23 protein-coding genes and 1 tRNA gene are annotated in these 26,159 nt (G+C 34.1%); 14 read left to right on the top strand and 10 right to left on the bottom strand.

From position 1 onward, the window contains the following. Positions 1 to 54: 54 nt before the first annotated feature. The 4 genes from AB4J89_RS13440 to trmB form a co-directional block, all read right to left on the bottom strand. Positions 55 to 792, bottom strand: a complete 738-nt coding sequence (locus tag AB4J89_RS13440; RefSeq protein ID WP_368469582.1) for a DUF2884 family protein — start codon at positions 790 to 792, stop codon at positions 55 to 57. A 22-nt stretch (positions 793 to 814) separates the two neighbouring features. Beyond that, positions 815 to 1,741: a glutaminase B gene (glsB, locus tag AB4J89_RS13435; RefSeq protein WP_368469579.1), complete on the bottom strand. Its 927-nt coding sequence runs from the start codon at positions 1,739 to 1,741 to the stop codon at positions 815 to 817. Between the two features lie 74 nt (positions 1,742 to 1,815). After that, on the bottom strand, positions 1,816 to 2,142 hold the full coding sequence (locus AB4J89_RS13430; protein WP_023581025.1) for a YggL family protein: 327 nt from the start codon (positions 2,140 to 2,142) through the stop codon (positions 1,816 to 1,818). Continuing rightward, a complete protein-coding gene (gene trmB, locus AB4J89_RS13425) occupies positions 2,142 to 2,861 on the bottom strand; it encodes a tRNA (guanosine(46)-N7)-methyltransferase TrmB (protein ID WP_088493525.1) in 720 nt (239 codons plus the stop codon). Before trmB ends, AB4J89_RS13430 begins: the two co-directional genes overlap by 1 nt. Positions 2,862 to 3,077: 216 nt before the next feature. On the opposite strand from trmB, the gene mutY reads away from it, so the two are divergent. The 5 genes from mutY to tssD all read left to right on the top strand — a co-directional run bounded on the left by mutY (position 3,078) and on the right by tssD (position 6,651). Then, positions 3,078 to 4,118, top strand: coding sequence for an A/G-specific adenine glycosylase (gene mutY, locus AB4J89_RS13420; protein ID WP_088493526.1), 1,041 nt, complete (start codon positions 3,078 to 3,080; stop codon positions 4,116 to 4,118). Positions 4,119 to 4,147: 29 nt separating this feature from the next. Further along, positions 4,148 to 4,420, top strand: a complete 273-nt coding sequence (locus tag AB4J89_RS13415) for an oxidative damage protection protein (protein ID WP_006534840.1) — start codon at positions 4,148 to 4,150, stop codon at positions 4,418 to 4,420. Between the two features lie 63 nt (positions 4,421 to 4,483). Beyond that, a complete protein-coding gene (mltC, locus tag AB4J89_RS13410) occupies positions 4,484 to 5,554 on the top strand; it encodes a membrane-bound lytic murein transglycosylase MltC (protein WP_088493528.1) in 1,071 nt (356 codons plus the stop codon). A gap of 250 nt (positions 5,555 to 5,804) precedes the next feature. Beyond that, positions 5,805 to 5,880: transfer RNA gene (locus AB4J89_RS13405), tRNA-Phe, on the top strand. Between the two features lie 297 nt (positions 5,881 to 6,177). Next, positions 6,178 to 6,651, top strand: coding sequence for a type VI secretion system tube protein TssD (tssD, locus tag AB4J89_RS13400; protein WP_088493529.1), 474 nt, complete (start codon positions 6,178 to 6,180; stop codon positions 6,649 to 6,651). A gap of 82 nt (positions 6,652 to 6,733) precedes the next feature. Here tssD and AB4J89_RS13395 read toward each other — a convergent pair whose 3' ends face one another. Beyond that, positions 6,734 to 7,057: a hypothetical protein gene (locus AB4J89_RS13395; protein ID WP_088493530.1), complete on the bottom strand. Its 324-nt coding sequence runs from the start codon at positions 7,055 to 7,057 to the stop codon at positions 6,734 to 6,736. Then, positions 7,050 to 7,853 (bottom strand): DUF4225 domain-containing protein, encoded by an 804-nt coding sequence (locus tag AB4J89_RS13390; RefSeq protein ID WP_088493531.1) that lies wholly within the window; start codon positions 7,851 to 7,853, stop codon positions 7,050 to 7,052. Before AB4J89_RS13390 ends, AB4J89_RS13395 begins: the two co-directional genes overlap by 8 nt. Before the next feature lie 755 nt (positions 7,854 to 8,608). Between AB4J89_RS13390 and AB4J89_RS13385 the strand changes: the two genes are divergently transcribed. Continuing rightward, positions 8,609 to 9,865 (top strand): Zn-dependent hydrolase, encoded by a 1,257-nt coding sequence (locus AB4J89_RS13385; RefSeq protein ID WP_088493532.1) that lies wholly within the window; start codon positions 8,609 to 8,611, stop codon positions 9,863 to 9,865. On the opposite strand, the gene AB4J89_RS13380 is transcribed toward AB4J89_RS13385, so the two are convergent. Together AB4J89_RS13380 and AB4J89_RS13375 are read right to left on the bottom strand one after the other, a co-directional pair. Beyond that, positions 9,859 to 10,743, bottom strand: coding sequence for a helix-turn-helix domain-containing protein (locus tag AB4J89_RS13380; RefSeq protein ID WP_088493533.1), 885 nt, complete (start codon positions 10,741 to 10,743; stop codon positions 9,859 to 9,861). The two genes, AB4J89_RS13385 and AB4J89_RS13380, sit on opposite strands and share 7 nt — an antisense overlap. A gap of 273 nt (positions 10,744 to 11,016) precedes the next feature. Then, the gene (locus AB4J89_RS13375; protein ID WP_088493534.1) at positions 11,017 to 12,213 is read right to left on the bottom strand and encodes an ROK family protein; all 1,197 of its coding nucleotides are present in this window, start codon (positions 12,211 to 12,213) and stop codon (positions 11,017 to 11,019) included. Positions 12,214 to 12,417: 204 nt separating this feature from the next. On the opposite strand from AB4J89_RS13375, the gene AB4J89_RS13370 reads away from it, so the two are divergent. The 7 genes from AB4J89_RS13370 (at position 12,418) to AB4J89_RS13340 (ending at position 22,716) form a co-directional block, all read left to right on the top strand. Beyond that, positions 12,418 to 13,236, top strand: a complete 819-nt coding sequence (locus AB4J89_RS13370; RefSeq protein ID WP_088493535.1) for a purine-nucleoside phosphorylase — start codon at positions 12,418 to 12,420, stop codon at positions 13,234 to 13,236. A gap of 84 nt (positions 13,237 to 13,320) precedes the next feature. Continuing rightward, positions 13,321 to 14,553, top strand: coding sequence for a nucleoside permease (locus AB4J89_RS13365; RefSeq protein WP_088493536.1), 1,233 nt, complete (start codon positions 13,321 to 13,323; stop codon positions 14,551 to 14,553). A 189-nt stretch (positions 14,554 to 14,742) separates the two neighbouring features. Further along, positions 14,743 to 16,356, top strand: a complete 1,614-nt coding sequence (locus tag AB4J89_RS13360) for a M10 family metallopeptidase C-terminal domain-containing protein (protein ID WP_368469573.1) — start codon at positions 14,743 to 14,745, stop codon at positions 16,354 to 16,356. 335 nt (positions 16,357 to 16,691) lie between these two features. After that, on the top strand, positions 16,692 to 18,119 hold the full coding sequence (locus AB4J89_RS13355) for a serralysin family metalloprotease (RefSeq protein WP_088493538.1): 1,428 nt from the start codon (positions 16,692 to 16,694) through the stop codon (positions 18,117 to 18,119). Between the two features lie 163 nt (positions 18,120 to 18,282). Beyond that, complete coding sequence (locus tag AB4J89_RS13350) at positions 18,283 to 20,022, top strand: type I secretion system permease/ATPase (protein WP_368469571.1); 1,740 nt, start codon at positions 18,283 to 18,285, stop codon at positions 20,020 to 20,022. Positions 20,023 to 20,038: 16 nt separating this feature from the next. Next, the gene (locus AB4J89_RS13345) at positions 20,039 to 21,364 is read left to right on the top strand and encodes an HlyD family type I secretion periplasmic adaptor subunit (protein WP_368469569.1); all 1,326 of its coding nucleotides are present in this window, start codon (positions 20,039 to 20,041) and stop codon (positions 21,362 to 21,364) included. Continuing rightward, positions 21,364 to 22,716 carry a TolC family outer membrane protein gene (locus tag AB4J89_RS13340; RefSeq protein WP_088493541.1) on the top strand — a complete coding sequence of 451 codons (1,353 nt, stop codon included), beginning with the start codon at positions 21,364 to 21,366 and terminating at the stop codon, positions 22,714 to 22,716. The genes AB4J89_RS13345 and AB4J89_RS13340 overlap by 1 nt, the downstream gene beginning before the upstream one ends. 496 nt (positions 22,717 to 23,212) lie before the next feature. On the opposite strand, the gene arnT is transcribed toward AB4J89_RS13340, so the two are convergent. Together arnT and AB4J89_RS13330 are read right to left on the bottom strand one after the other, a co-directional pair. Next, positions 23,213 to 24,859: a lipid IV(A) 4-amino-4-deoxy-L-arabinosyltransferase gene (arnT, locus tag AB4J89_RS13335; RefSeq protein ID WP_088493542.1), complete on the bottom strand. Its 1,647-nt coding sequence runs from the start codon at positions 24,857 to 24,859 to the stop codon at positions 23,213 to 23,215. A gap of 389 nt (positions 24,860 to 25,248) precedes the next feature. Then, the gene (locus AB4J89_RS13330; protein WP_006534886.1) at positions 25,249 to 25,587 is read right to left on the bottom strand and encodes a carboxymuconolactone decarboxylase family protein; all 339 of its coding nucleotides are present in this window, start codon (positions 25,585 to 25,587) and stop codon (positions 25,249 to 25,251) included. A gap of 130 nt (positions 25,588 to 25,717) precedes the next feature. Here AB4J89_RS13330 and AB4J89_RS13325 point away from each other — a divergent pair, with 130 nt between their 5' ends. Further along, positions 25,718 to 26,107, top strand: coding sequence for a DUF1992 domain-containing protein (locus AB4J89_RS13325; RefSeq protein WP_088493543.1), 390 nt, complete (start codon positions 25,718 to 25,720; stop codon positions 26,105 to 26,107). Positions 26,108 to 26,159: the final 52 nt, after the last annotated feature.

Raw genomic sequence — 26,159 nt, 5'->3', positions numbered from 1 at the left:
AAATTTATATACTCTAAATAATTCAAGATCTCTCTTGAAGAATGACGAGTATCATTATTTTTTTAGAGAATTAACAAGCTCCACTCGTTGACTCTCCATCTGGGTTATTTTGCTACAAGCTTGCTGACCAAATTGAGTAAATGCAGCTTCTTGCTGTTTCCACTCCTGATCTATAATTTTTTGAAAACCATCTAAGTTTCCTAATAATCCGCCTAATACTTTTTTACTGTCACCACCAGCTGCTGCTAATAACTGCTTTTTTCCCAATTCATTAATGCTGTCTTGCAACATACCACCTAGGCTACTTTCTACGATTTCACGACCTTTGGCTTCGACTTCTTTTATGGCTTGAGAATGAAATGTAATGTTATTCGGTTCTATGCTGACCACTCTATCCATTTGCTGATTAAGATCTTTCTCTAATCTACTTAATCTATTAAGGATATTGCTATCTTTACCAAAAGCTTCAATCACCACTTTATCAAGCACTTTGCGAGAATCTTGCAGTTTTACCCCTGTTTCAGTTCTTAACCAAGGTACGTCTCGTCTTACTGTGGCTTGATATTTCTTTGCTAGTTCTTGTTGCTGTGGTGTCAATGAGGCACTTTTTTCATTTTGAAACAATGTGCCATCAGGATAAATCACCATTAAGCCATGTGAACCTGCGACTTCAACAAATTCAGAGGTTATGCGTAAATCATCTTTTGGCATTACAGCGCAATCAAAACTTGGTGATGCATTTGCTGTACCCACAACAAAAAATAGTGTGACAGCAATATTTCTTAAATTCATAACAACTCTCCTGAAAACACACCTAAAAAATTGAACGCCCTACTTTGTTTGCTAATAATTCAAGTGCTGCACAACCTGCTAATGAGTTACCTGATTTATCCAGCTCTGGTGACCAAACTGCAACTGTAAAGGCATCTGGAACAACAGCAATAATGCCACCACCTACGCCTGATTTTCCGGGAATACCGATACGAAACGCAAATTCACCGGCACCATCATACATGCCACAAGTTAACATTAACGCATTTATTTGGCGGGTTTGTCTTGGCGTAATAATCTGATTTTTATTACCCACACATGTGCCTTGATTAGCCAAATAGCTAAAACATTGCACTAACTCGGTGCAACTCATCTCTATTGAACAATAGTGAAAATAGGTTTCCAGCACCGTAACAACATCGTTCTCAAAATTACCAAAAGATTTCATCAAATAAGCGATAGAGGCATTTCGACTAAGATGCTCCATTTCCGATTTTGCAACCACTGAGTTATAACAAATATCAGGAGTATCAGTGAGAAAACGGATCACTTCTAACATTCTTTGCTTAGGCGCACTTAATCGAGACTGCAACATATCAGTGATAACAATGGCACCCGCATTAATAAAGGGATTGCGCGGTATTCCTTTTTCCATTTCTAGCTGTATTAAGGAATTAAAAGGCAGCCCTGATGGCTCTTTTCCTACACGTTGCCAAATTTCATTTTCTTCATAACGTGTTAAAGCAAGCGTTAAGCTAAGCACTTTAGAAATTGATTGGATTGAAAAACGCTTATCTGCCATTCCTGATTGATAGAGTTCACCATCAACCGTATAAACAGCCATAGCAAGCTGCTCTGGAGGTACTTGAGCTAATGCGGGGATATAATCCGCGACTTTTCCTTGCCCGATTAATGGGCGAATTTGTTGCAAAATATCTGACAGTAATGCGTTAGATAACGTTGTAGTCACAGTCCCTTCCCCAGACAGACAAGGGCATCCTTTTGGATGCCCTTGTTATTATTTGCTAAATGTATAACTTTCTATCAATCCCACCAAACATCAAATAGTTCAGAGGTCTGTACATCTTGCATTTTGCTTTCTTTTAGGAAGTTTTCGACTAATTGGCGATGCTCTTCTGTACATTTACCAATTTGTTGTAAGCAGATTAAGCCTTCCCAGCTCAGGTAACCACTTGCATCAAATGCCAGCCCATTTGGCTCAATAACTTTGAGGATCAGTTCATCAACAAAGCGATCTACTTCCTCAATTGGGGTATTTTCTGGGAAAGTCCATTTAACTGAGAAACCTAATTCCTGAAATTCATCGATACGCATTTTTTTGCGTAAGCGGCGACTACGTTGTTTAGCCATTATTTTACCCTCTTAAACATAAGATCCCAGACACCATGCCCTAAACGATGACCGCGTTTTTCAAACTTAGTCACAGGACGTGTTTCTGGTCGTGGTACATAATCCTGAGTTTCTGACAAATTCTGATAACCTTCAACACTTGTCATTACTTCAAGCATATGTTCTGCATATGGTTCCCAATCTGTCGCCATATGAAAAACACCATCTAACGTTAATTTTTTTAAAATTAATTCTGCAAAAGGCACTTGAACAATACGGCGTTTATTATGACGCGCTTTGTGCCATGGATCAGGAAAGAATAACTGAACCATTTTTAAGCTATTATCAGGGATCATATGATTGAGTACTTCAATCGCATCGTGACACATGACTCTCAGATTGCTTAATTGTTCTTCTTCAGCACTTGCAAGACAAGCACCAACACCCGGTGCATGTACTTCAATACCGAAATAATTATTTTCTGGTGTATTTTTTGCCATAGTCACGAGCGATGCGCCCATGCCGAAGCCAATTTCTAAAATTACAGGCGCTTCGCGTCCAAAAACCTGACTGAAGTCGATGGGTTCCGGTTGATATTCAATGCCAAAGGCTGGCCACTGTGTTTCTAATGCTTGCTCTTGACGAGGCGTTAAACGACCTTGTCTACGAACAAAACTACGAACGCGTCGTAAAGCACGCCCCTCTTCATTGAATTCCGGAGAAATTACATTCTTGATCATGTCTAATACTGTCAGTCGTTAGGCCAATTATTTACTTAAAATCGTTATAATGTCGCAATAGTGCAACTTAACCGACATTATCCAAAGATCACTAAGTTTAGCAAGAGTCACACATAGAAGCATCACTCTATAAGATAAATATTAAGAGTGTTTACAGTTTATTCTCTCTGTGGTGCAATCTTACCTTAATCAGAACATGAGTTAATAAAATAAAACATGATGGAAGCTCTGCAATTTTCGCAAGTCGTACTCAATTGGTATCACAAATATGGGCGTAAAACGCTCCCTTGGCAGCAAGAAAAAACGCCTTATCACGTATGGTTATCTGAGGTAATGTTGCAACAAACTCAAGTTGCGACGGTTATTCCTTATTTTGAGCGTTTTATTGCACGTTTTCCTGATGTCAACGCATTAGCTAAAGCGCCTCTCGATGAAGTACTTCATCTTTGGACAGGCCTTGGTTATTACGCAAGAGCCAGAAACTTACATAAAGCAGCACAACACATTGTAGATAAACATCAAGGACAGTTTCCTGATACCTTTGAGGACGTTTGTGCCTTACCTGGTGTTGGGCGTTCAACCGCTGGTGCTATTTTATCGTTATCACTGAAAAAACCTTATCCAATTCTCGATGGTAATGTGAAGCGTGTTTTAGCACGCTGTTATGCGGTCGAAGGCTGGCCGGGTAAAAAAGAAGTTGAAAACAAGTTGTGGGAGATCAGCGAAAATGTCACCCCAATCGAAGGTGTAGAGTATTTTAATCAGGCAATGATGGATTTAGGTGCAATGGTTTGCACAAGAAGTAAGCCTAAATGTGAGTTATGCCCATTAAATACTGGCTGTATTGCTTATGCTCAAAACAATTGGGCGGATTATCCTGGGAAAAAACCGAAAAAAGCCATCCCAGAAAAAACAACTTATTTTCTTATTTTACAATATGATAATCTTGTTTGGTTGGATAAAAGACCACCAGCAGGAATATGGGGTGGGTTATTTGCCTTTCCTCAATTTGAAACAAAAGCGCTTTTAGAGCAGTGGTTAACTGAGCATGGGCTCGATAATAATGAATCAGAGCAACTGATTTCATTTAGACATACTTTTAGCCATTTTCATTTAGATATTGTGCCAATTTGCGTAAAACTCTCAGCGTTTACCTCTATGATGGAGGAGCAAAAAGGACTTTGGTATAACTTACAGACACCTGCAACCGTAGGGTTAGCAGCACCTGTAGAGAATTTACTTAGACAATTAGCCTAAGCTAATACCTGCGATATTGAGGATTTATTATGAGCAGAACTATTTTTTGTACTTTCCTTAACAAAGAAGCTGATGGACTTGATTTTCAGTTGTACCCAGGAGAAATTGGAAAGCGCATTTTCAATGAGATCTCAAAAGAAGCATGGGCTCAATGGATGGCAAAACAGACCATGCTTATCAATGAGAAAAAACTTAACACCATGAATCCTGACGATCGCAAATTATTAGAACAAGAAATGGTGCGATTTTTATTTGAAGGCCATGATGTTCATATTGATGGCTACACACCACCTGAAAAATAATATTCACTTTTCCAGAGCCTTTAAGGCTCTGGTATTTTATTCACCATAGCGATGCAATTGACCATGAAAAAAATCCTTCTCTTGCTGATTATCGCCCCTCTACTCATTTCATGTAGTAGTCAACCATCAAAAACATTTGAACCCGATTACGCAAAGGATACCAATGCGTTCGATATTCTTATGGGGCAATTTGCCAATAATATCGAAATGATTTGGGGTATGAAGGAAGTATTAATCGCAGGCCCTAAAGACTACGTAAAATATACCAATGCTTATAAAACACGTAGCCATATTAATTTTGAAGCTGGTACGATCACAATAGAAACTTTAGGTGATGATGCACCGCAATTTCAATTGCATAAGGCGATAGTCACAACGTTATTAATGGGCGAAGATCCAGGCTCTATTGATCTCTACTCTGACGTTAATAATATTCCTCACAGTACAGAACCCTTTTTATTAGGACAAGTACTCGATAACACAGGGCAACCTATACGTTGGGAGTGGCGTGCCAATAAATTTGCAGATTATCTGATTGCCAATAAATTAAAAAAACGCCAATCCGGTATGAACACTATTTGGTATGTCACCCTTAATCTTGTTCCTAATCACCTTGATCAACGTGCTCATAAATATTTACCGTTAGTACAACAAGCTGCGGCTAAATATGGTGTTGAACCATCATTGATCTTGGCAATTATGCAAATTGAATCAAGTTTCAACCCATATGCGGTGAGCAGTTCTGATGCACTCGGTTTAATGCAAATTATGCCAGCAACGGCAGGACGAGATGTATTCCGAATGCAAGGCAAATCAGGACAACCAAGTCGTAGTTACTTATTTGATCCCGCTAATAATATCGATGCAGGTGCGGCTTATATTTCGATACTGCAAAATAGCTACCTTGGAGATATCAAAGATCCTGTTTCACGCCGTTACGCCGTTATACAGGCTTACAACGGTGGTGCAGGTAGCGTGTTGCGGATATTCCACAACGATAAGAAACAAGCCGCAGCTATGATTAACAATTTAGAGCCAACTCAGGTGTATACCACATTACGTAATAAGCACCCTGCCGACCAATCTCGTCGTTATCTTGAGAAAGTCAGTACAGCTCAACGTAACTATCGATAGTTGATACTTAGTCTAAAAATAAAGCTTCCTCAATGAATTTGGGGAAGCTTTTTTGTTATTAAGGCTCTATAAATGGCTTTATCGTCATGTATTTTTTAAGTATCGCAAAACACTTTCAGCTTTATTTTTACTCATTTCCCGCGACAAATAGCATTTTATTAATCAATAAGTTTAAAAAAGCAGCAATCAAACAGTTTTGTGATAAATAACGTTGACGAGCAAGGCGATATCGGGTTTAATACGCCCCGTTGCCCGAATAGCTCAGTCGGTAGAGCAGGGGATTGAAAATCCCCGTGTCCTTGGTTCGATTCCGAGTTCGGGCACCACTATTTAGAAAAACCAGCCTTAGGGCTGGTTTTTTGCTTTCTGCGCTTTATAAATTTTTTAGATCCCCTTTTCTTAAAGTCTACCTTGATCCTTAACTTGTTCACTCAAAATATTATTTTTTCTTTATACTTCTGATATCTGATAATGACTTCATGTAAATTGCGACAGTATTTAGATAGCAATCTATTTTCTTTTTAATATAATGAATTCTTAAATTAATCTAATGTAATTAACTTTAGAATAAATTTAGCTTTAGGTGAACATGAAGTTTAATTATACAAAAAGGAAAATAATTAATGTCTAATAATATTTATTTAAGAATAAATGGAAATGTTCAAGGAAATATTTCAGCTGGATGCTCTTCTTACGATTCACTTGGCAATAAATACCAAAGCTCTCACTTAAATGAAATATTAGTTATAGCGTCTACATTTGATATATCAAGAAGGCAAAATTTAAGTCATGCCCCTCTTTCTATAACCAAACATGTTGATAAATCCACACCACTACTTATTACTGCAATTACGAATAATGAAATTTTAAAGTGTGAAATTGACTACTACAGAACTTCTCATACAGGTGCTCAGGAGAAATATATGACGGTAGTTTTAACGAATGCTTCCATTATTAATTACTCACAAATACATGCTAGTACCTTAACTCAAAGTGATTCATTACCTAGCGAAATTATCACTATACAATATGAAAGTATTACCTGTAACCATATAATGGCAGGAACGTCTGGATATAGTATTTCTGAACTAAGTTAATCAGTAAAAATTTAATGGTGAATTTAATATCTTGATTCACCATCAATTAAATCTATTTTTCATAAAATATCAATATGATAAATTACTTTTTTTTGCCAAATGTCAGTGAGATACAAAGGTAAAGTGCAAAAAAGAGACAGCTATAGCGAATAATATCTTTATTACCAGACCTTATAAATAATTCACCAATAAAAAATTTATCACCAAATTTGAATATAATAAGACAACAACTTCCACATAAACCAACAACTGCAAGATAAATAAGATCTAAAAATCTATTTTTTTTACAAAGAATATAGAGTTGAGTTTTATATAAAATGAAAAATAAAAAGAATGAAGATAGATAAAATAGAAAAAGCTCCAACCAGCCAAAAGGAAAAGGTGATAATACATCAAAATCATTCACTTTTATTTCCCTCTTCATATAAATCGTATGTAGAATAAATAGCCATACCGTCAAAGAAAATTTCTGACATAAGAGGCACTCTATCCATTGTTTTCCATGATGTTATAAAATCACTCTTTATATAGTGAAATAGTTTCCATGAATCTTCTTTAAGAACTGGTTTCAATAATGATGCACCAGATAAACTTAAATCAACCACATTATAAAACATATCCGCTTCATTATCGCCATAACCTAAAGCTTTAGATGCTGCTCTATATCCGTTTCTTACAGGTCCACTATATTCTTCTCTAAATAATAAATAATATCCATTTTCAATCATACTATTTACACCTTGAGATACCATTCCAACCCCTAAACTACTACATAATGTTCCGACAGATCCCACACAAGAACCTCCCCCTCCATATATTTGCATTGCTCCGCTGACAAAACCTACTTGTTTGAGTATTAATTTATTATTTTCCTCATTTTCTTCTTTTTTACGTATTGTTTCAAAAAGTGCATATTGCATTATGCTTCGATTTCTTAGTAAATTATCCTGTAACTCTAACCTTTCAATTTCACCGGAAATATTATCTAATCCTGCTGATAAACTTAAGCAATAACTACTTACCTCTAATTCTGTTCTAGCAATCAGTTGTTCTATATCATTTAAGAACATCATTCTTGCAAAAGAATCACCAATATATTGATAGGCAAATTTCATTGCTATTTTTCTTAAATAACTGGATTCTCTTCTTAATGTATCTCTATACACATCACTATAACTATAGTCTAGTTCATACTCAGTCATTTCTTTCACATCCTTATTGAAAATAAAAACTTAAGTGATATCTCATCCGAATTATCGGCTACCATAGTGTAATGTTTAACAAACCTTATCAATAGTGAATGTTTAGTTTTCTACTTATTATAGAGATAAAAGTTCATTCAACTAAAAAGATAAAATAAATAGACTATAAGCCTAGATATATAAGATAAGTAATTATTCACCTTAACAGTTGGAAAGTTAAATTTATATAAACACCTCTATATATTTACACGTTATTTATGATACTTACAGGTAAACCCAACATTTCCCTGATAATGTTATAAATATTATTTAATATAAAAACTGATATCTTTATTAATACAAAAAAAGTCAGGAATATTTTTAATCATCTTTATTATTAATATATAAATCACAATTTAAGTAATTTTTAAAACAATAAATTTACTACCAATAATAATTCTTATTTTCATTTTTAAATTAAAAATATAATTTTAAATATTCTTAATATAAAAAAGCGATCTCTTTTATAACATTTATCACACAAATTAAGTTCATTTAAGAAATACTCTAGATATATATCTCCTTTTAATTAATACCTACCTCACAGAATATGAAATTCGCCTGAATTGTCATTGACGAAATATAGCTACAGCAGTAAATATAATAAGCAATGATCATAAAAACAGTGACCATCTTTAAAGATGGCTTTTTTAATCCTTAAATTGTCTCATTTTTTAGACAAAGAGATATTACAGAAACCACGGGAGAATTCTCTTATGACTCAACAAGATACAGCACCTCATTATTCAATTGATGATATGAAAGCGTTAATTGAAACAATGCAAATTTATAAAAAAGATAACAGTGGCAAAGGGATCACTCGTATTGCCTATGGCGAAGAAGATGAAGCCGCGCATCTGTATCTTGCTGGTTTAATGAAAGAAGCTGGGCTTGAAGTTTATCGTGATGGTATTGGTACACTTTACGCACGTTTACCAGGTAAAGATCGCTCACTACCCGCAGTAGGTACTGGTTCTCACCTTGATACTGTACCTCAAGGCGGTGCTTATGACGGAGCTTTGGGTGTTATCGCTGGGTTTTATGCCTTGATGCAATATAAACCACAACAACTTAAACGAGACCTTGAGCTGGTTGTTTTCCGTGCAGAAGAATCTAGCCGTTTTGGTTTTTCATGTATTGGCAGTAAGGTTTTAACAGGCAAAATAGATAGAGCTCGCTGGGAACAAAATAGAGATGATGATGGCAATAACTTCTTTGAAGTTCTGAAGTCTTTAGGCTACCAACATGATAATTTTGATAATTGCTTAATCAAAAAAGATCGTTTTAGCGCCTTTGTTGAGCTGCATATTGAGCAAGGTAAACGTCTTGAGAATGACAAGAAAACTATCGGTATTGTCAACGGAATAGCTGCGCCAACTCGTTTCTCGGTTACGGTTAATGGCCATGCTGATCACTCTGGTGCGACACCAATGTACCAGCGCCAAGATGCTCTAGTTGCAAGTGCTGGTATTATTACAGACATTAACCGCGCGGCATGTACTGAAGCTGTTTATGGCACTGTTGGTACAGTGGGTAAGCTCAATGTTGTACCAAACTCCATGAATGTTATTCCAGGACAAGTAAAATTCTCAGTGGATATTCGTGGTATTGATACTGAAAGTATTCAACGTGTTGTACAGCGTTTAAATAATAGTGTTGAAAAAGCAGAAAAAGATTTTGGTGTCGCTATTGATGTTCAACCGATTTCTGCTGAATCGCCAGTGAAACTAGATGATTCAATTTGCCAAGTTATTGAAAGCTTGTGTCAAAAACACAATATCAACTATATGACAATGCTAAGTGGTGCTGGCCATGACTCAATGAATATGGCTCCGCTTTATCCAACAGCAATGATTTTTACACCATCTGTCGCGGGTATTAGTCATCATCCTGATGAATTTACCGAATTTAGCGATATTGCTGTTGCAGCGGATTTATTAGCTGAGACATTAGGTACACTAGCAAATCAATAATGGCTAACTATTTGTTTTAAAAGATTAATAGCATCATCACCTTTAGTGGCTTTTAACCATAACTTATCAAAGAGGGATTGGTACTGAAATATTGCCTCAGTTGAAGAAGTCACTGTCGCTATGCCCGTACTGACATTAGGAAACTCACCTAAACGGAACGGGCTAACGGCTAAAGAAAGAGGTACTTTATCTTGATAAAATAATTGGAAAGTTAGAGACGGCATAGTATCTGAAATAATTGCAATATTAAGATAACTATTTTTTTGTTCTAACTTTTCAATTAAATGAAGAATTTCATTTTTTGCTCGCTCTTTTCTTTCTTGTTGCAGTGTTTTAGTTAAATTAACCGAACCTAGCATGCCAACATAAAGAAATTTTTCAATTTGCTGTTGGCTAATAAGGTTATAAATATGGGGTGAATGCAAGGACTGATGTTTCTTACGCTCTTTTAAAATAGATAAAACTTCTTGTTGTTTTTCAGACAAAAGATTTAAGGGCGATGCCTCTGTTAGCATTTCAACCAATGTTTTGTCATAACAATCTGAAGTTAATAAGTAAGAGAAAGGTTCGAAGTGGGTATAAATATGTGAAGATTGAGTTTCAAGTTGGCGCATTCGTTCAAAAAAGCCATTTGCACTTGAATAATATTCAGTATTAATGCCTAACAAACTAGTTAACGAGGTATTTAATAATCTAGCAAGATTATCAAGTGTCTCAATTTTAACGATTTCGCCTTTTTCTAATCGATATACAGCAGCACGAGAAATGCCCAAGCTTTCGGCTACATCTTCAGCTTTTAATGAAGAGGCTATACGGTAAGCACGCAAGCGATAGCCAATGGATTGGTAATCTATTTTTTCTCTAGGTATGTAAGGCATATTTATAATTGGCTCCCAAATGCACAAAGTACCAGGGTAAAGTAACGGCACAACAATAAGACGTTAGTTCAGATAGTTTAAATTAAACCAAAAATAAAAAGAATCACCTTCCTCACAATGAGGTAAATAAAAGAAGTTTGCAGTAAAAAGTTAGTCTATATCAATAAACCTGTCTCCTAGCAGGTAACCTCACCAGGGTTAAAGTAGCAAAAACAAACAATAATAAAAAACTAAAAGGCGTTGTAATTGATATTACAGCGCCTTTTTCATTATTTAATTAACTAAATGCTCTAATACCATTGCGCCAGCCCCTTGAGAAACGATTTCATAAGCGTGGCTTGCTGGATAAACTTCTGTTTTTATATTTGGGAAAAGTGCGAGTTTAGTTTCAATCGTTTTTTTAACCGTATCAAAAAACGTATATTTAGGTATTAATGTTCCACCACAAACCACAATATCAGGTTGAAGCATTAAAATCGTATTGGCAATAGCAAGCCCATAGTAATAAGCGGCTTCTTCTAATGCATCAATACACAAAGGATCACGCATTTCAATTGCCTGAAAAATAGTGTGATAATTAATTTCATCATCAACACTAACAAGCGATGTTAATAAGGAGGTTTTTCCTCGCCTTATTTGATGAATAACGTTATTTTTTATAGCATCTAAAGAACAGAGTGTATTTAAACAACCGTAAGAGCCACATTCACATAATGGCCCTTTTACATCAATCGTCATATGACCAAAACAATTCATAGTCGCTGAAGTATCAGTTAAAAACTGATTGCCAATAATAGCACATCCTCTTACTTCGGTATCACAAGAAGTAAATAAAAACCGTTGTGTTTTTTGGCGGTAATATAAACGAAATTCAGCTAAAGCGGCAAAATGTACTCCGCTTCCTACAGTAACGTAAGTAGGAATTTTTTTACGTAATAACGTCTCTAATTCGCTGAACTCTTCATCAAGGGATTTTGAAGCCAATTGATGCTCAACAACATGCTCAATAGAAATTCCTAATCCTAAAATTTTTTCATAGCTGATTTTATTTTTTAATAACAAGGCATCAATTTTAGGTAATAGCTTATCTGTCATTTCATATGCAGATAAATAAGGCTCTGGCGATATTTTAATTTTATCCAGCATATTAAGTTTTAAGTCCATTAACACAATGGTTGAATAGACTTTGCTTAATTCAATACCAATCAAAAACACCCCTTCTGTATTAATATTATACAAAATAGGTTTTCGTCCACCGGTTGATTCCCCTAATTCTGCGGTTGTAATTAATTGAAGCGCATTTAACTCGTCCAATAATCGAGCACAAGTCGCAGGCTTCATTTGTGCTAATTCGGTCAACGTTTCTGTTTTTATCGGTCCATTTTCTGCCACTAATTTGTAAAGGCTTTTTAGTTTCAATGCTTTTGAAGTCTTAGAAGACTGAAGTTCTTTTAAATTTTTCAATAGCATAACGATATCCTTTATTAAATTATTGAGAAGCAAAAGAGGGATATCGCTATCTTACTGTAAAAAAAGCAATAGTTCCTTAATCAAAACAAACAATATGATCTTAATCTCAAAATGAGAAAAAGAAAGTTGTCCATTTTTGTTTATCAGGCAAAGTACTCTCAACCACTATTTAAAACGTAATGACGATTTACACAGGAGAGAGTCATGCATCAGGTTTCTGAAATTAATAAAGCAAAAGAATTTGTTCAATCTAAAACCACAGAAAAACCAACGATTGGGATCATTTTAGGATCAGGTTTAGGCCCTTTTGCCGACACATTAGAAGATGCAGTACATATCCCGTATCACACCATTCCACACTTTGCAGCGTCTGGAGCCGTGGGACATGCTAATGAATTAGTGATTGGTAAAATTGCAGGAAAAACAGTTGTTGCAATGAAAGGTCGTTTTCATTACTACGAAGGTGTATCACTTGATGAAGTCACCTTTCCTGTTCGTGTGATGAAAGCATTAGGTGTTGAAAAACTGATTATCACTAACGCATGTGGTGCCGTAAACACTGAATTTAATCCGGGCGACCTTATGCTAATTACGGATCACATTAACCTGACTGCAAATAACCCACTGATTGGGCCAAATAATCCTGAACTCGGCGTTCGTTTTCTGGATGTTAGTGAAGTTTATAACAAAGCAATGCGCCAAATCGTTCTTGATATTGCTAAAGAACAAGACATTACCTTACGTCAAGGTGTCTATGCATGGTGGACAGGTCCAACTTATGAAACACCAGCAGAAATCCGCATGATAAGAACATTAGGTGCAGATGCCGTAGGCATGTCAACCGTTCCTGAAGCACTGATAGCTCGCCATTCAGGTATTGATACCATTGGTATTTCATGCTTAACCAATATGGCTTGTGGCATTTTAGAACAGCCCCTTAGTCATGATGAAGTTATTGAAACAGCAGAACGCGTAAAATCTACCTTCTTAAAGCTTATCAGTGAAGTGATCTCTCGCTTATAACTTTCTACCAATAAGAGAAAAAGTGGATCATAGATAGCTGCCTATGATCCACTTAAATCAATATCCCCAACAGTGGAGATTGTTATGGGTATAAAAATACAGCTCAAAGGCATGATGTTTATGCAATATTTTATCTGGGGAAGTTGGTTGATTACCCTAGGTGCATACATGATGCAAACATTAAACTTCACAGGGATTGAAGTTGGATTAGTTTATGGCTCTAAAGGTATTGCGGCTCTGATTATGCCTGGTTTATTAGGTATCATTGCCGATAAATTTATTCCTGCAAATCGCTTATATATTATTTGTCATCTTATTTGTGCTGTTGCTTTATTCTTTGCCGCTTCAGTGACTGATCCTTCGATTATGTTCTGGGTTATGTTTATTAATGCATTAGCATTTATGCCAACCATTGCTCTTTCAAACTCCATTGGCTATTTTTGTTTAAATAAGCATAAATTAGATTCAGTTGCGCATTTCCCCCCTATTCGTGTATTTGGTACGATAGGCTTTATTGTTGCAATGTGGTGTGTCAGCTTATTTAGATTAGAGCTTAGCAATACTCAATTATATATTGCATCCGTTGCATCGCTTTGCTTAGCGCTCTATTCATTCTGTTTACCTAAAATTCCAACAGCACAGCATAAACAATCCACATCTTGGGCCTCTCGCTTAGGATTAGATGCTTTTGTTTTATTTAAAAAACCAGTCATGGCAATTTTCTTTTTATTTGCGATGTTATTAGGTGCTGTACTTCAAATTACAAATACTTTCGGTAGCCCATTTATTCATGATTTTGCCAAAAATCCTGAATTTGCAGATAGTTTAATTGTTCAATATCCATCAATTTTACTATCAGTATCACAAATGGCGGAAGTTGCCTTTATTCTAGCAATTCCTTTCTTCCTAAAACGTTTTGGCATTAAAAAAGTCATGCTAATAAGTATGATTGCATGGACTTTACGTTTTGGATTATTTGCATATGGCGATCCTTCTCCTTGGGGTTTTGTATTGCTGATGCTTTCGATGATTGTTTATGGTTGTGCATTTGATTTCTTTAATATTTCAGGCTCTATCTATATTGAAAATGAAGTTAAACCTGAAATAAGAGCCAGTGCTCAAGGACTCTTTATGACCATGGTAAATGGCGTTGGTGCATATGCGGGCTCTATTTTAAGTGGTATGGTTGTTGATCATTTTACTGTCAATGGTATGAAAGATTGGCAATCAATTTGGTTAATATTTGCATCATATACATTAATACTAGCAATTATCTTTGTGTTTGCTTTCAAGGAAAATAGAAAACTAGCGCACTGATAATCTTTATACATCACTTACTATCTTATATTAATGATAATAAATCGATAAAAAGATTTATTATCATCTTTATTTATAATTAAATTTAAAATTTAACACATAGTAAATTATTCCTTTTTTAAAAGAAAAACAGTTATTAATGTATAATATATTAAATAACAGAAAATGGATTTTTAAAAAGGAAATGAAATGTCTTATCAAGAATATTCACATGGAGTAGGTATTATTATTGATTTAATAAAGAGTAATCCATCATTAAAACGATGGAATAAGAAAAATAAAGACGATATATTTACGGAAATAACATATAGTTTTCCTGATTGGAGTAGTTTAAGAGGTGATGAATATAAAACTCTTACAACATTAAACGAATATCAACAAGAAGTTGCAGAAAAAACATTACAACAATGGTCTGATGTTGCAAACGTTAAATTTACGAAGAAAGATAATAAATATGACACTAATATTAAATTTGGCGTCTATAATAATATAAATGAGATAACGAAAGACACCTCTCATTTAGTCGCTGGTGTTGCTAGATTTCCAGATAACAATACAAATCCAAATAAAAAAATAGAAAAAGTCACTGATTATAGTAATGGAGGACATGTCTGGATCAATATATCCTCAACAGTAAATATAAAAAAAATAAATAAAAACAATATGACACCAGAACAAAAATATAAAATTAATTTATTTAAAGAAAAGTCAGATAATATAAAATATTATTATTTAGAAACAAATTCATACATTACCTTATATAAAAACAGTAATGAAAATGGTCATATTAACAATCAACCTATAATATTATTCAAAGGAAATGGAGAAACTAAAACTTATATACATGAAACTGGACATGCTCTTGGCTTGCCTCATACTTTTAAATGGGATGATCATAATAATCCTGACATTGAAGAAAATACTTTCAAATATTCAGTGATGGCATATCGATATCCAAAAATAGAAGAAGCTGAATTGGATGGACTTTTTCCTATGTCTCCATTATTAATCGATATATATGTTATTCAACAATTCTATGGTGTAAATATAACGACCCGAACAGGTGATACTATCTATGGTTTTGACTCTAATACGCAAAGAGACCATTATAGCTTAACTTCACCAGATGATGTCATTATTAGTTGTATTTGGGATGCCGATGGTAATGATACTCTAAATTTTTATAAATATAACAAAAAGCAAAAAATAGATCTCAATGAAGGCGCTTTTTCCGATACTGGAGGGTTACGAGGTAACCTCTCTATCGCATATGGTACCATCATTGAGAATGCTATTGGTGGTATTAATGATGATATTATTATTGGTAATAATGTTGATAATCATCTTTATGGTAATAACGGTAACGATATTATTTATGGTAATAATGGCAATGATATACTTCAAGGAGGGAAAGGCAATGATTGGCTTTATGGCGGCGAAGGTGATGACATTCTGTATGGCTCTGATGGCAATGATATTCTTTGGGATGACAATGGATTTAATCAACTTAGTGGAGGAAAAGGAAGAGATATATTTATATTAAGTCTTGGACATAATAATAGCCATAATAAAATTATGGACTTTAATAAAAATGAAGATCTCCTGCTATTCTCTGATGAAAATGATCATATTTTTAATATTATCGATTTAATTAAAAATAAAAAAATCATTATTTTTAATGACAATCAAAACGTAGAAAACACTACAAAAATATCCATTTCAGAAGAAATTAAATCTATAAACCATCTTCATACAATAGAACTTGTCGGCAATTTCTCTTTTGATGATATATTTAATAGCTAACACATAAAGTAAATAAAAATTAAAAAAATCTTATGATATAACTTAGATCAATTGAATATAATATTTAAGTTATATCTTTTTCAACAAAAATAACAAAATAAAATAATAACAGAAAAAAAGATCCCACTAGGAAAGATAACTTTATTTTTATTAACTTAATTAAATTATTCTGACTTAAAACACACTTCACTTCACAATTATTTAAAAACATATTTTCCCCCTCTAGATTAATATCAATAAGTGGCTATCTTTATTATCGCTGGCGCTCGCCAGATAATTAAACTATTTTCAACATGAAAATAAACTTAACCTAAACTTGATATCCGGAGGATATTATGGGTTCTTCTTTATTAAAAAAAGCAGTAGGATTATCTAATGTTTCTGATTTATTAGATAAGAGTGGAATTTTTTATAATTTCTCAGCTAAGACTCTACCTTCTTTTGATTATGATACCGCAGGAAAACATATCGCACGTGAAGATTCCACATGGAATGGGAAATATGTTATCGGTCAAGCCGCAGAAGTAACGTATTCATTCCCAACTTGGGCAGGTAAAAAGTTTAATGATTTTGGTGATAAAAATCCCTATGGATTTAATTCAACACAGAAAGAACATGCAAGACAATCTTTAGATGCATGGTCTGATATCGCAAATATTAAATTTACAGAAGTAGGGCCAAATGTAAAATCAGATATTACTTTTGGAAACATTACTGATCCATATGGCAAATTCCAAGCTTATGCAACATTACCAAATACCCATGATTATTATGGACGTGATGTTTCAGGCCAAGCTTGGTTTAGTGATTATTATTATGCAGGTAATACAACGCCTGAATTAGGTAATTATGGTCGCTTAACTATTATCCATGAAATTGGTCATGCGCTCGGTTTAATGCACCCTGGAGATTATAACGCAGGGCAAAATGTACCGGGTTATTTAAAATCTGACTACGCTGAAGATAGTCGCCAATATACTGTTATGAGTTATTGGGAAGAATATGAGACAGGAGCACACTTCCAAGGTGCTTATGCAGGTGCTCCTTTACTTCATGATATTTCAGCAATGCAATACCTCTATGGTGCAAATACAACAACCAGAACAGGTGATGATGTTTATGGTTTCAACTCAAATACGGGTATTGATTATTACACTGCAACAAGCAGTAACGATAAATTAATATTCTCAGTTTGGGATAGCGGTGGTAACGATACTTTTGACTTCTCAGGATATTATCAAGATCAAGTTATTGATTTACGTGAGGGTCATTTCTCTGATGTTGGCGGACTACAGAAAAACGTTTCTATTGCACAAGGCGTTACAATAGAAAATGCAATCGGTGGCTCTGGTAATGATATTATCTATGGAAATGATGCTGATAATACTCTCATCGGTGGCGGCGGTAACGACATACTGTATGGTGGCGGCGGTCAAGATACATTATGGGGTGGTACAGGTAGCAATACCTTTGTTTATAAAGAGATCTCTGACTCTTTAGTCTCTGCCGCTGACAAGATAATGGACTTCAAATCGGGTATTGATAAGATTGATTTATCAGAATTAATCGAAAATACCTTTAGCCATAAATTCTTTAATTTTGTGGATAATTTTACAGGTCGCTCAGGTGAAGCAACCATTAAATATGATCAATCAACAAACTCAAGTGAACTTGCTATTAATGCTTATGGTTATGGAAATAGCCCTGATTTCAAAATTGACATTGTAGGATTTGTTAATTACGAAACTGACTTTATTGTTTAAGTTGTCATTGGGTAGGAGAGAAGTATTTCTCCTACCTTTTTACCTATACGGAGCTATTTTTATATTTTTTTATTAAAAAAAAGATAGATTTATCGCTCCGTATAGATAGAAGAAATGCAGTAAATAGCAATAAACAGATAGGAATAAAATCAGGAATAACATTATGCCAGCAAGTAAACACAATAATGAAATAACAAATATTATAAAAAAGAGAAAGAAAGTATTTCTTTCCATTGGAATATTCACAGCCTTAATAAATATTTTAATGTTAGTTCCTTCCATTTATATGTTGCAAGTTTATGATCGAGTCTTACCGTCAGGCAATGAAATGACTTTATTAATGCTAACGCTCATTATGTTAGCATTATTTATTTTTATGGGAGGATTGGAGTATTTAAGAAGCATTATTGTCATTAGAATGAGTAACAAACTTGATTTATCCTTAAACTCAAGAATTTATACTGCTGCATATCGAGCAAAATTAAATAAAACTCCCGGTATTAATTCCTCTTTAGCATTTAATGATTTAGTGACTATTAGGCAATTTATTACAAGTCATGCTATTTTTGCTTTTTTTGATTTACCTTGGTTCCCTATTTATCTTCTTGTTATCGCATTATTTAATCCATGGTTAGGATTATTTGCATTATGCGGTGCGCTCGTTTTATTTTCGTTGGCAATTCTTAATGAGTATTTATCTCGATCATCATTAAAAAAGGCCAATGAGTTTGCTAATCAAGCACAAGTAATACAAGGTCATCATTTTGAACATCCACAGCCTATTGAAGCAATGGGAATGCTAGGTTATTTACGAAACCAATGGCAAATTGCTCACTTTAAATACCTACAAGCACAAACTCATGCAAGTGATAATGCAGCCGGTGTCAATGCAATAACAAAAGTCACTAGAATGGCACTGCAGTCTTTAATGCTAGGATTAGGCGGATGGTTAGCAATAGATAATACAATTAGCCCAGGAATGATGATCGCAGGATCAATACTATTAGGTCGTGCTTTAGCCCCGATTGAACAAGTTATTGGTGTATGGAAAAACTGGGATAGTAGTAAAGAAGCTTATAAAAGACTAACCACACTACTAAACGCGTATCCTGAAGAAAATAAAAAAATGGCGCTACCTACCCCTAAAGGTGAATTAACGGTCAATATTAATCAAGCTCAATATCCTCAAACGGAACGTACTCTATTAAATAATATTCATTTTTCACTCAGCCCGGGTGATGTACTTGGTGTTATTGGCCCTAGTGCTTCAGGAAAATCCTCTTTAGCTAAATTTATTGTTGGCATATGGGAAGTTAAAACTGGTGCCATACGCCTTGATAATGCAGATATATATCAATGGAATAAAAGTGAAGTTGGTCAATATATTGGATACCTTCCTCAAGAAATCGCCCTTTTCCCCGGTACAATTGCCGAAAATATTGCTCGTTTTTCTGAGATAGATCCTCAAAAAGTCACTCAAGCTGCAATGATGGCAAATGTTCACGAGATGATTTTACGTTTTCCTGATGGGTATGAAACCGTTATTGGTGCTCATGGTGAAGGTTTATCAGGGGGACAACGACAACGAATTGCCTTAGCGCGCGCATTGTATGGCAACCCTACACTGGTTGTTTTAGATGAGCCAAATTCTAATTTAGATGATTTGGGCATTAAAGCATTAATACAGGCAATTCAAACACTTAAACAAAATAAAAAGACCGTTATATTAATTACGCATCAAAAACAATTACTCTCAGTGACCAATAAACTCTTAGTTCTTTTCGATGGTCACACTAAATTATTTGGCTCTACAACAGCCGTTATTGCTGAATTAAATAACTCATCAGCAATAAAGAGTACGCCAACGCCAGCAACCACACCTATTACTCAAAGCAATATTTAATATTGAGAAAACTATTATGATCACAAAAAAAAATGAAATCGATATCGTTCATGGCATTTCAGATGATCCTAGGAAATTCTTAATAATAGGATGGTCAGTTATTCTTTTAGGTCTTACTATTTTTATTTTTTGGGCAGCCTTTGCCCCCTTAGATAAAGGGGTATCAGCGAAAGGAAATGTTTCAATTTCAGGTAATAAAAAAAGTGTTCAAGCTTCAGTAGAAGGTATCATTACTGATATTTTAGTAAAGAATGGTGATAATGTAACCGAAGGTCAAACACTTATTCAATTAAGCCCTATTCAATCAAAAGCTTTAGTAAAATCCCTATCAGAACAATATGATAATTTACTTATTACTCAACAACGCTTATATGCTCAATTGAATGAAAAAACAGAGTTCACCTTAGATCCTAATGAAAAATATTATTCTCCTTCAGAGAATTTAAATAAATTATCACTACTTCAAAACAAGTTACTTAATGAAAAGTATATAGAATTGCATAGTGAAATAAATGGCTATAACGCTATTATTGATGGAGTTTCTAATCGTTTAGTTCATTTAAAAAGATCCACACAAAATAAGCAGCATCAAATTAATAGTTTACAAAATCAAATCAAAGATTTATACACACTTGCAAATGAAGGCTATATTCCTCGCCATCGTTATCAAGAAATTGAGCGTGAACTCGCTGAAAATAATAACCATCTTAATGATACATTTGGGCAAATAAGTACATTAGAAAAACAAAAGTTGGAATATGAGCAAAAAATATTGCAACGCAATGCTAATTTTTACCAATCAGCACGTACTGAGCTTAATCAAGTTCAATTACAAATGAGTGAAACTGAAAAACAACTTATCATCGAAATAGATAAACTGAAAAAGATGCAAATTACCGCCCCTATTTCGGGAATAGTAATGGATTTATCTGTTTTTACCCAAGGTGGTGTTGTAAGAACAGGTCAAACATTAATGGAAGTTGTTCCTCAAGATCATCAATTAATTATTGAGGCACGTTTAGCCCCTCACCTTATTGATAAAGTCGCCCTTGGTCTTCCTGTTGATTTAATGTTTAGTGCATTCAATCAAAATACAACACCTAAAATTCCTGGAGAGGTAACATTAATTTCAGCGGATAGACTTATTGATGAAAGAACAACAGAACCTTATTACCAAGTGTTTATTAATGTTAAAGATAATACTCTTCTTACAGACAACAAAAATAAATTAAAAGCAGGAATGCCGGTTGATGTATTCATTAATACAGGCGATCGCTCATTACTAAATTATCTCTTTAAACCTGTTTTAGATAGAGTCCATACTTCATTGACGGAAGAATAATGATGCGAATAAAAAAACTCTCTGCCATTATATTTATATGGATGCTAAGTTTTCACGCTTTTGCCATCAGTTTGTCTGATCTCTATTTCTTAGCAGTAAAAAATGATCCTACTTTTAATGCTGCAATTAAAGAACAGGTTGCGGGGAAAGAGTATGAAAATATTGGATTATCTCAATTACTCCCAAGCGTACATGTAAACTATCAAAACAACCCACGAAATTGGCAACGAAAAGTTTATCCTATTAATACGAATCAAGGAGAAATGGAACGCACTGAATACCAAAATTATCAAAGCCATTCTGTCAGTGCCATTATTAGCCAACCACTCTTTGATTACACCGCTTTTAGTGATTACAAATCATCAGTAATAAAAACATTATTATCTGACAGTCGTTATCAAGTTAAATTTTCCGAGCTTGTTATAAGATTAGTGGATAATTATATAGAATTGGCTTACGCACAAGATAAATTATTATTGAATCTTTCACAGCAAGAGATTTATAAAAAACAGCTAATATCAAGTCAGCGTTTATTCGAGTTAGGCGAAGGAACAAAAACAGATATCTCAGAGATCCAAACACGATTATATTTAACTCAATCTCAATATACAGATATTCAGCTTGAGTTAGATAATGCTAAAAATAAATTAAGTTCAATGATTGGTACATCACTACCTTATACAGAACATATAGCAAAATTAAGCAATAATCGTTTTATATTACAACCTATCACACCCAATAATTACGAGTCATGGGAAAACGAAGCTATGCAAAGCAATCTCAATATTCAAACGGCTCGTTATGAAATGGCAATAGCAAAACAAGAAGTAGAAAAAAATAGAGGTGAATTTTTCCCAACAGTGCAACTCTATGCTTCTTATTCTAATAGCGATTCCGATAGCAATAATACCGTAAATCAGAAATATCAATCAGCGAACGTTGGTTTTTATGTCAGTTTACCTCTATTTAATGGTGGAAAAACAACAGCTTCAATGCGCCAATCTACTGCACTATATCAAATGAGTGCTTTTGAAAGAGATGCAATTATCCAGCAAATTAGACAAGAACTACGTCATCAATACCAAATATGCACAACGAGTAATATTAAATTGAATGCCTATGAGCAATCTGTTTCTTCTGCTAAATTGCAATTAGATGCAACTCAAAAAAGTTATATTGGTGGACAAAGAACAATGGTCGATGTTCTTAATGCCGAAGAGTTATTATATCGTGCTCAACAAGATTTAATTAAAGCTAAATATGATTATATTCAGGCTTGGACATTATTACATCAATATACTAATACATTAGATATTGAGAAAATAAAATTGATTGAAGGCTATTTTCAATAGAATAGCTAAATTTTTAATAAGAAATATTAATGTAATTATAAAAGTCCTAGATCATGGATAGATATAGGACTTTTAATTATAAGCAACTGTTGATTACTTATTTTAGCTAGCGGGTATCATCACTTCTTTTTAGTACCGTACAACGTTAATACACGGTGAGTAAGAGCAATTGATGCTAGACCGATAAAACATTCAGCTAAGAAAATCAGCATAAATTACCCCCATTCATAAGTACATTTTGTTTGGGCGGGGGTTCTGATAAAGTAAAGTGACTTGTCATATAGTGCTTAGCTAACTCCGATTTAATGGACACATTTTAAACCTACCATTAAAACTAAAAAGAGCAAAATATATTTCTCAACAAAATCCATTTCTGGGCTTTGATCACATAAAAACAACACAAAAAATCAAATCTATGTCATTTTAAAGCTAAAGCTAAATTTATTTTCTCTTTGATAACCATCTTTTGAAAAATAGAAATAGACTTTTAAATCAGTTAATTAAAGAAAACGAATGTTAAATCACCCTGTTTTTCTACAATAGGTTTTACCTTTAACTGACTTATAACTGATAATATTTCTTTTCGCTCAGGTCGAACTAAAACAATCGCAAGCCCTTGATAGTTATTCTCTTCAATTAAGTTAACTAACTGGTTAAGATCATAATATTTATTTTGCACATCAGGATATGCCAGACCGTAAGCAAGCTCCCCCTTCGTCTCTGTTAAACGAATATCAGTGCGTTTTAATCCCCACGCTAAGGACGTTCCGATCCCGATTTCATCGGTTAAAATATAAGGCTTATCGGCTAGCTCACTATAATAGTGATTAATTGCTTTTTCAGGGGTACTTTTGCTTTCTATTTTATGAGGAATGGCATACCCAATTGCTAGACTTAATCCTATCGAGCAAAACAGAGTCAGTAAACGTGTGGGTTTAAAGAATGAAGCAATTCCCATCACACTCCAAAATAAGAAGCCCACAATACCCAGCAGCGCTTTATATTGCTCATTTGTTTCATATAACGTAAATCGTGTAGAAAACAGCGAATAAACAATAATAGAAACGCCTACAAGCCCAAAAACCGTGTTTATGATCGCATTAATATTATGAATTTTTTCATTTTGTTTATTTTTTAGCTCTTCTATGTAATGTGCAATCAAGATAGAGAGTGGCACAAAACAAGGTAACATATAGGTTAATAACTTACCGCTGGAAGCGGAAAAGAAAGCAAAAAACAGGAATAGCCAAAACGAAAAATAAAGTGTTCCCTTTTTCAAGAAAATAGCCGATTTAAGAGCACCAAATAAGAACCCTAACCACGGTAAAACACCCAAAATAACAATAGGTAAATAAAACCACATAGGTTGTGATCTTGCTGAATCCTTTTCAACAAAGCGTTGAACGTGTTCAATCCAAAAGAAGTAGTGCCAATAATCAGGGGCTTGAAGTGCAACGGAAATCACCCAAGGGCCTGCAATAACAAGCATAGAAATAAGCGCTATTGGCGCATAACAAAGGACTTCTTTAAAACGAGATAAGCTAATTGCGGTTACAATAAAAACTAATGCAGGTAATACAACAGCAATAAAACCTTTAGTTAAAAAACCTAATCCACAGAAAACACCGACTAAAATATAAGCACCGATTTTTGACTTTCTATTTTGTGCAGATAATCCACTTAAGAAGTAATACATCGCAATAGTGACAAACATTGTCACTATTGGATCAAGAATATTGTAGGTACCAATTGCTAACACAAGAAACGAAGATAAAAAGACAACTAGCGCATTAAACGCCAAAGCACGGTTATGCCAAACGAGCATAGCAGCACGATAAACGAATAAGCCAGTTAATAAGGTTGAAGTCACAACAACAATACGAACAGAAAAATTACCGCCACCAAATAACCATTGTGCAATACTGTTTAACCAATACCCCAATACTGGTTTTTCAAAATAGCGAACATCCAGCATGTAAGGTACAGACCAGTTACCTGATACCAGCATTTCTCGGCTAATTTCAGCATAGCGGATCTCATCTGGTTGCCAGAGTAGTCGCGTTTCGAGAGGAATTAAATAAGTTAAAAATATAAAAATAAAAAGTAGAAACCATTTATATCTTTCTACAAAATCAACACGCATATATTCCCCGTTAAAATAAAACAATATCATCTTATACGAACTATTCACTTAGAATACCTATCCTATAAAAGATTCAATTATTATTTATTAAATTATAATTAATTAATAACCTGCTTTATTTTTAATAAACCAAAATGATACCAAAGAAACATTTTATCCATACAAATCAGCACAATGAAGCATTCTCATTGAAAATTAAAATAATGAAAGATTAATCTTTTATTAAATAACCGGCGTCTTTTTATTAAAATATTATCTAGATAACATTAAAAAATAGAGGATAAAAATTAAACATAAACAGAAAATAAACAAAGTCTATAAATAAAAAAACCAGAAGGAACTTATTCTGGTTTTTGATTACTTTATTTAATTATATGATGATAAAAATCTTATTTACTAAACTCTTTAAAAGCGCCCATGGTGTTGGATGCATACATAACTGAAGGGCCACCGCCCATATAAATAGCAACACCTAATGCTTCAGCAAGTTCTTGTTCTGTTGTGCCAAGCTCCACAAGTGTTTTTGTATGAAATCCAATACAACCATCACAACGATTCGCGACAGCAATTGCAATGGCGATCAATTCTTTTGTTTTTGCATCTAAAGCGCCTTCTTTACCACCCGCTTTTGTCGTGCTCATAAACGCTTTCATCACTTCTGGAATATTTTGAGACAACGCCCCCATGTTGCTGGCAATGTCTGTTACTATTTCTTTGTACTTGCTCATTTTTGATCCCTTAACAATATATTCATTTATATAATATAAAAATATAATATCAAATTATATAATCTAAGCAAGTCAATTTAATTTTAGGTGATCTTTTCTATTGCAATAGTTACCAAAAAAGAGGTTTAAAGTGTCTATCTTAGATGAATGGGCTGAACGCCATATCGAAAAAGCGTTACAAAAAGGGGAACTTTCATCACTAAAAGGTGAAGGAAAACCACTGATCCTTGATGATAATAGCCATGTTCCAGAGTCACTTAGAGCAAGCTATCACTTATTAAAGAATGCCGGTTTTTTACCACCTGAAATGCAAGACAGAAAAGAAGCCTTATCTCTAGCAGAAATCCTAAGTACGTTAAATGAAGCGGAAATAGAAGATGGAACACTGCAAAAGCGTTTGACATTACTTGAGTTAAAATTGCAACAAGCAGGTTTAGATACCCAATTTTTACATGCAGACTATGCCACACAACTAACAGAAAAATTGGCAAATCATAAAAAAGAAACCAGACAAAAATAATAAAATATCAAAATAGAAAAAGCCTATACGTCCCTGTATAAGCTTCCGTCAT

The organism is Proteus sp. STS61-E (genome assembly GCF_040932335.1).
Taxonomy (GTDB): domain Bacteria; phylum Pseudomonadota; class Gammaproteobacteria; order Enterobacterales; family Enterobacteriaceae; genus Proteus; species Proteus mirabilis_B.
This window is presented reverse-complemented; position numbering and strand designations above follow the sequence as displayed.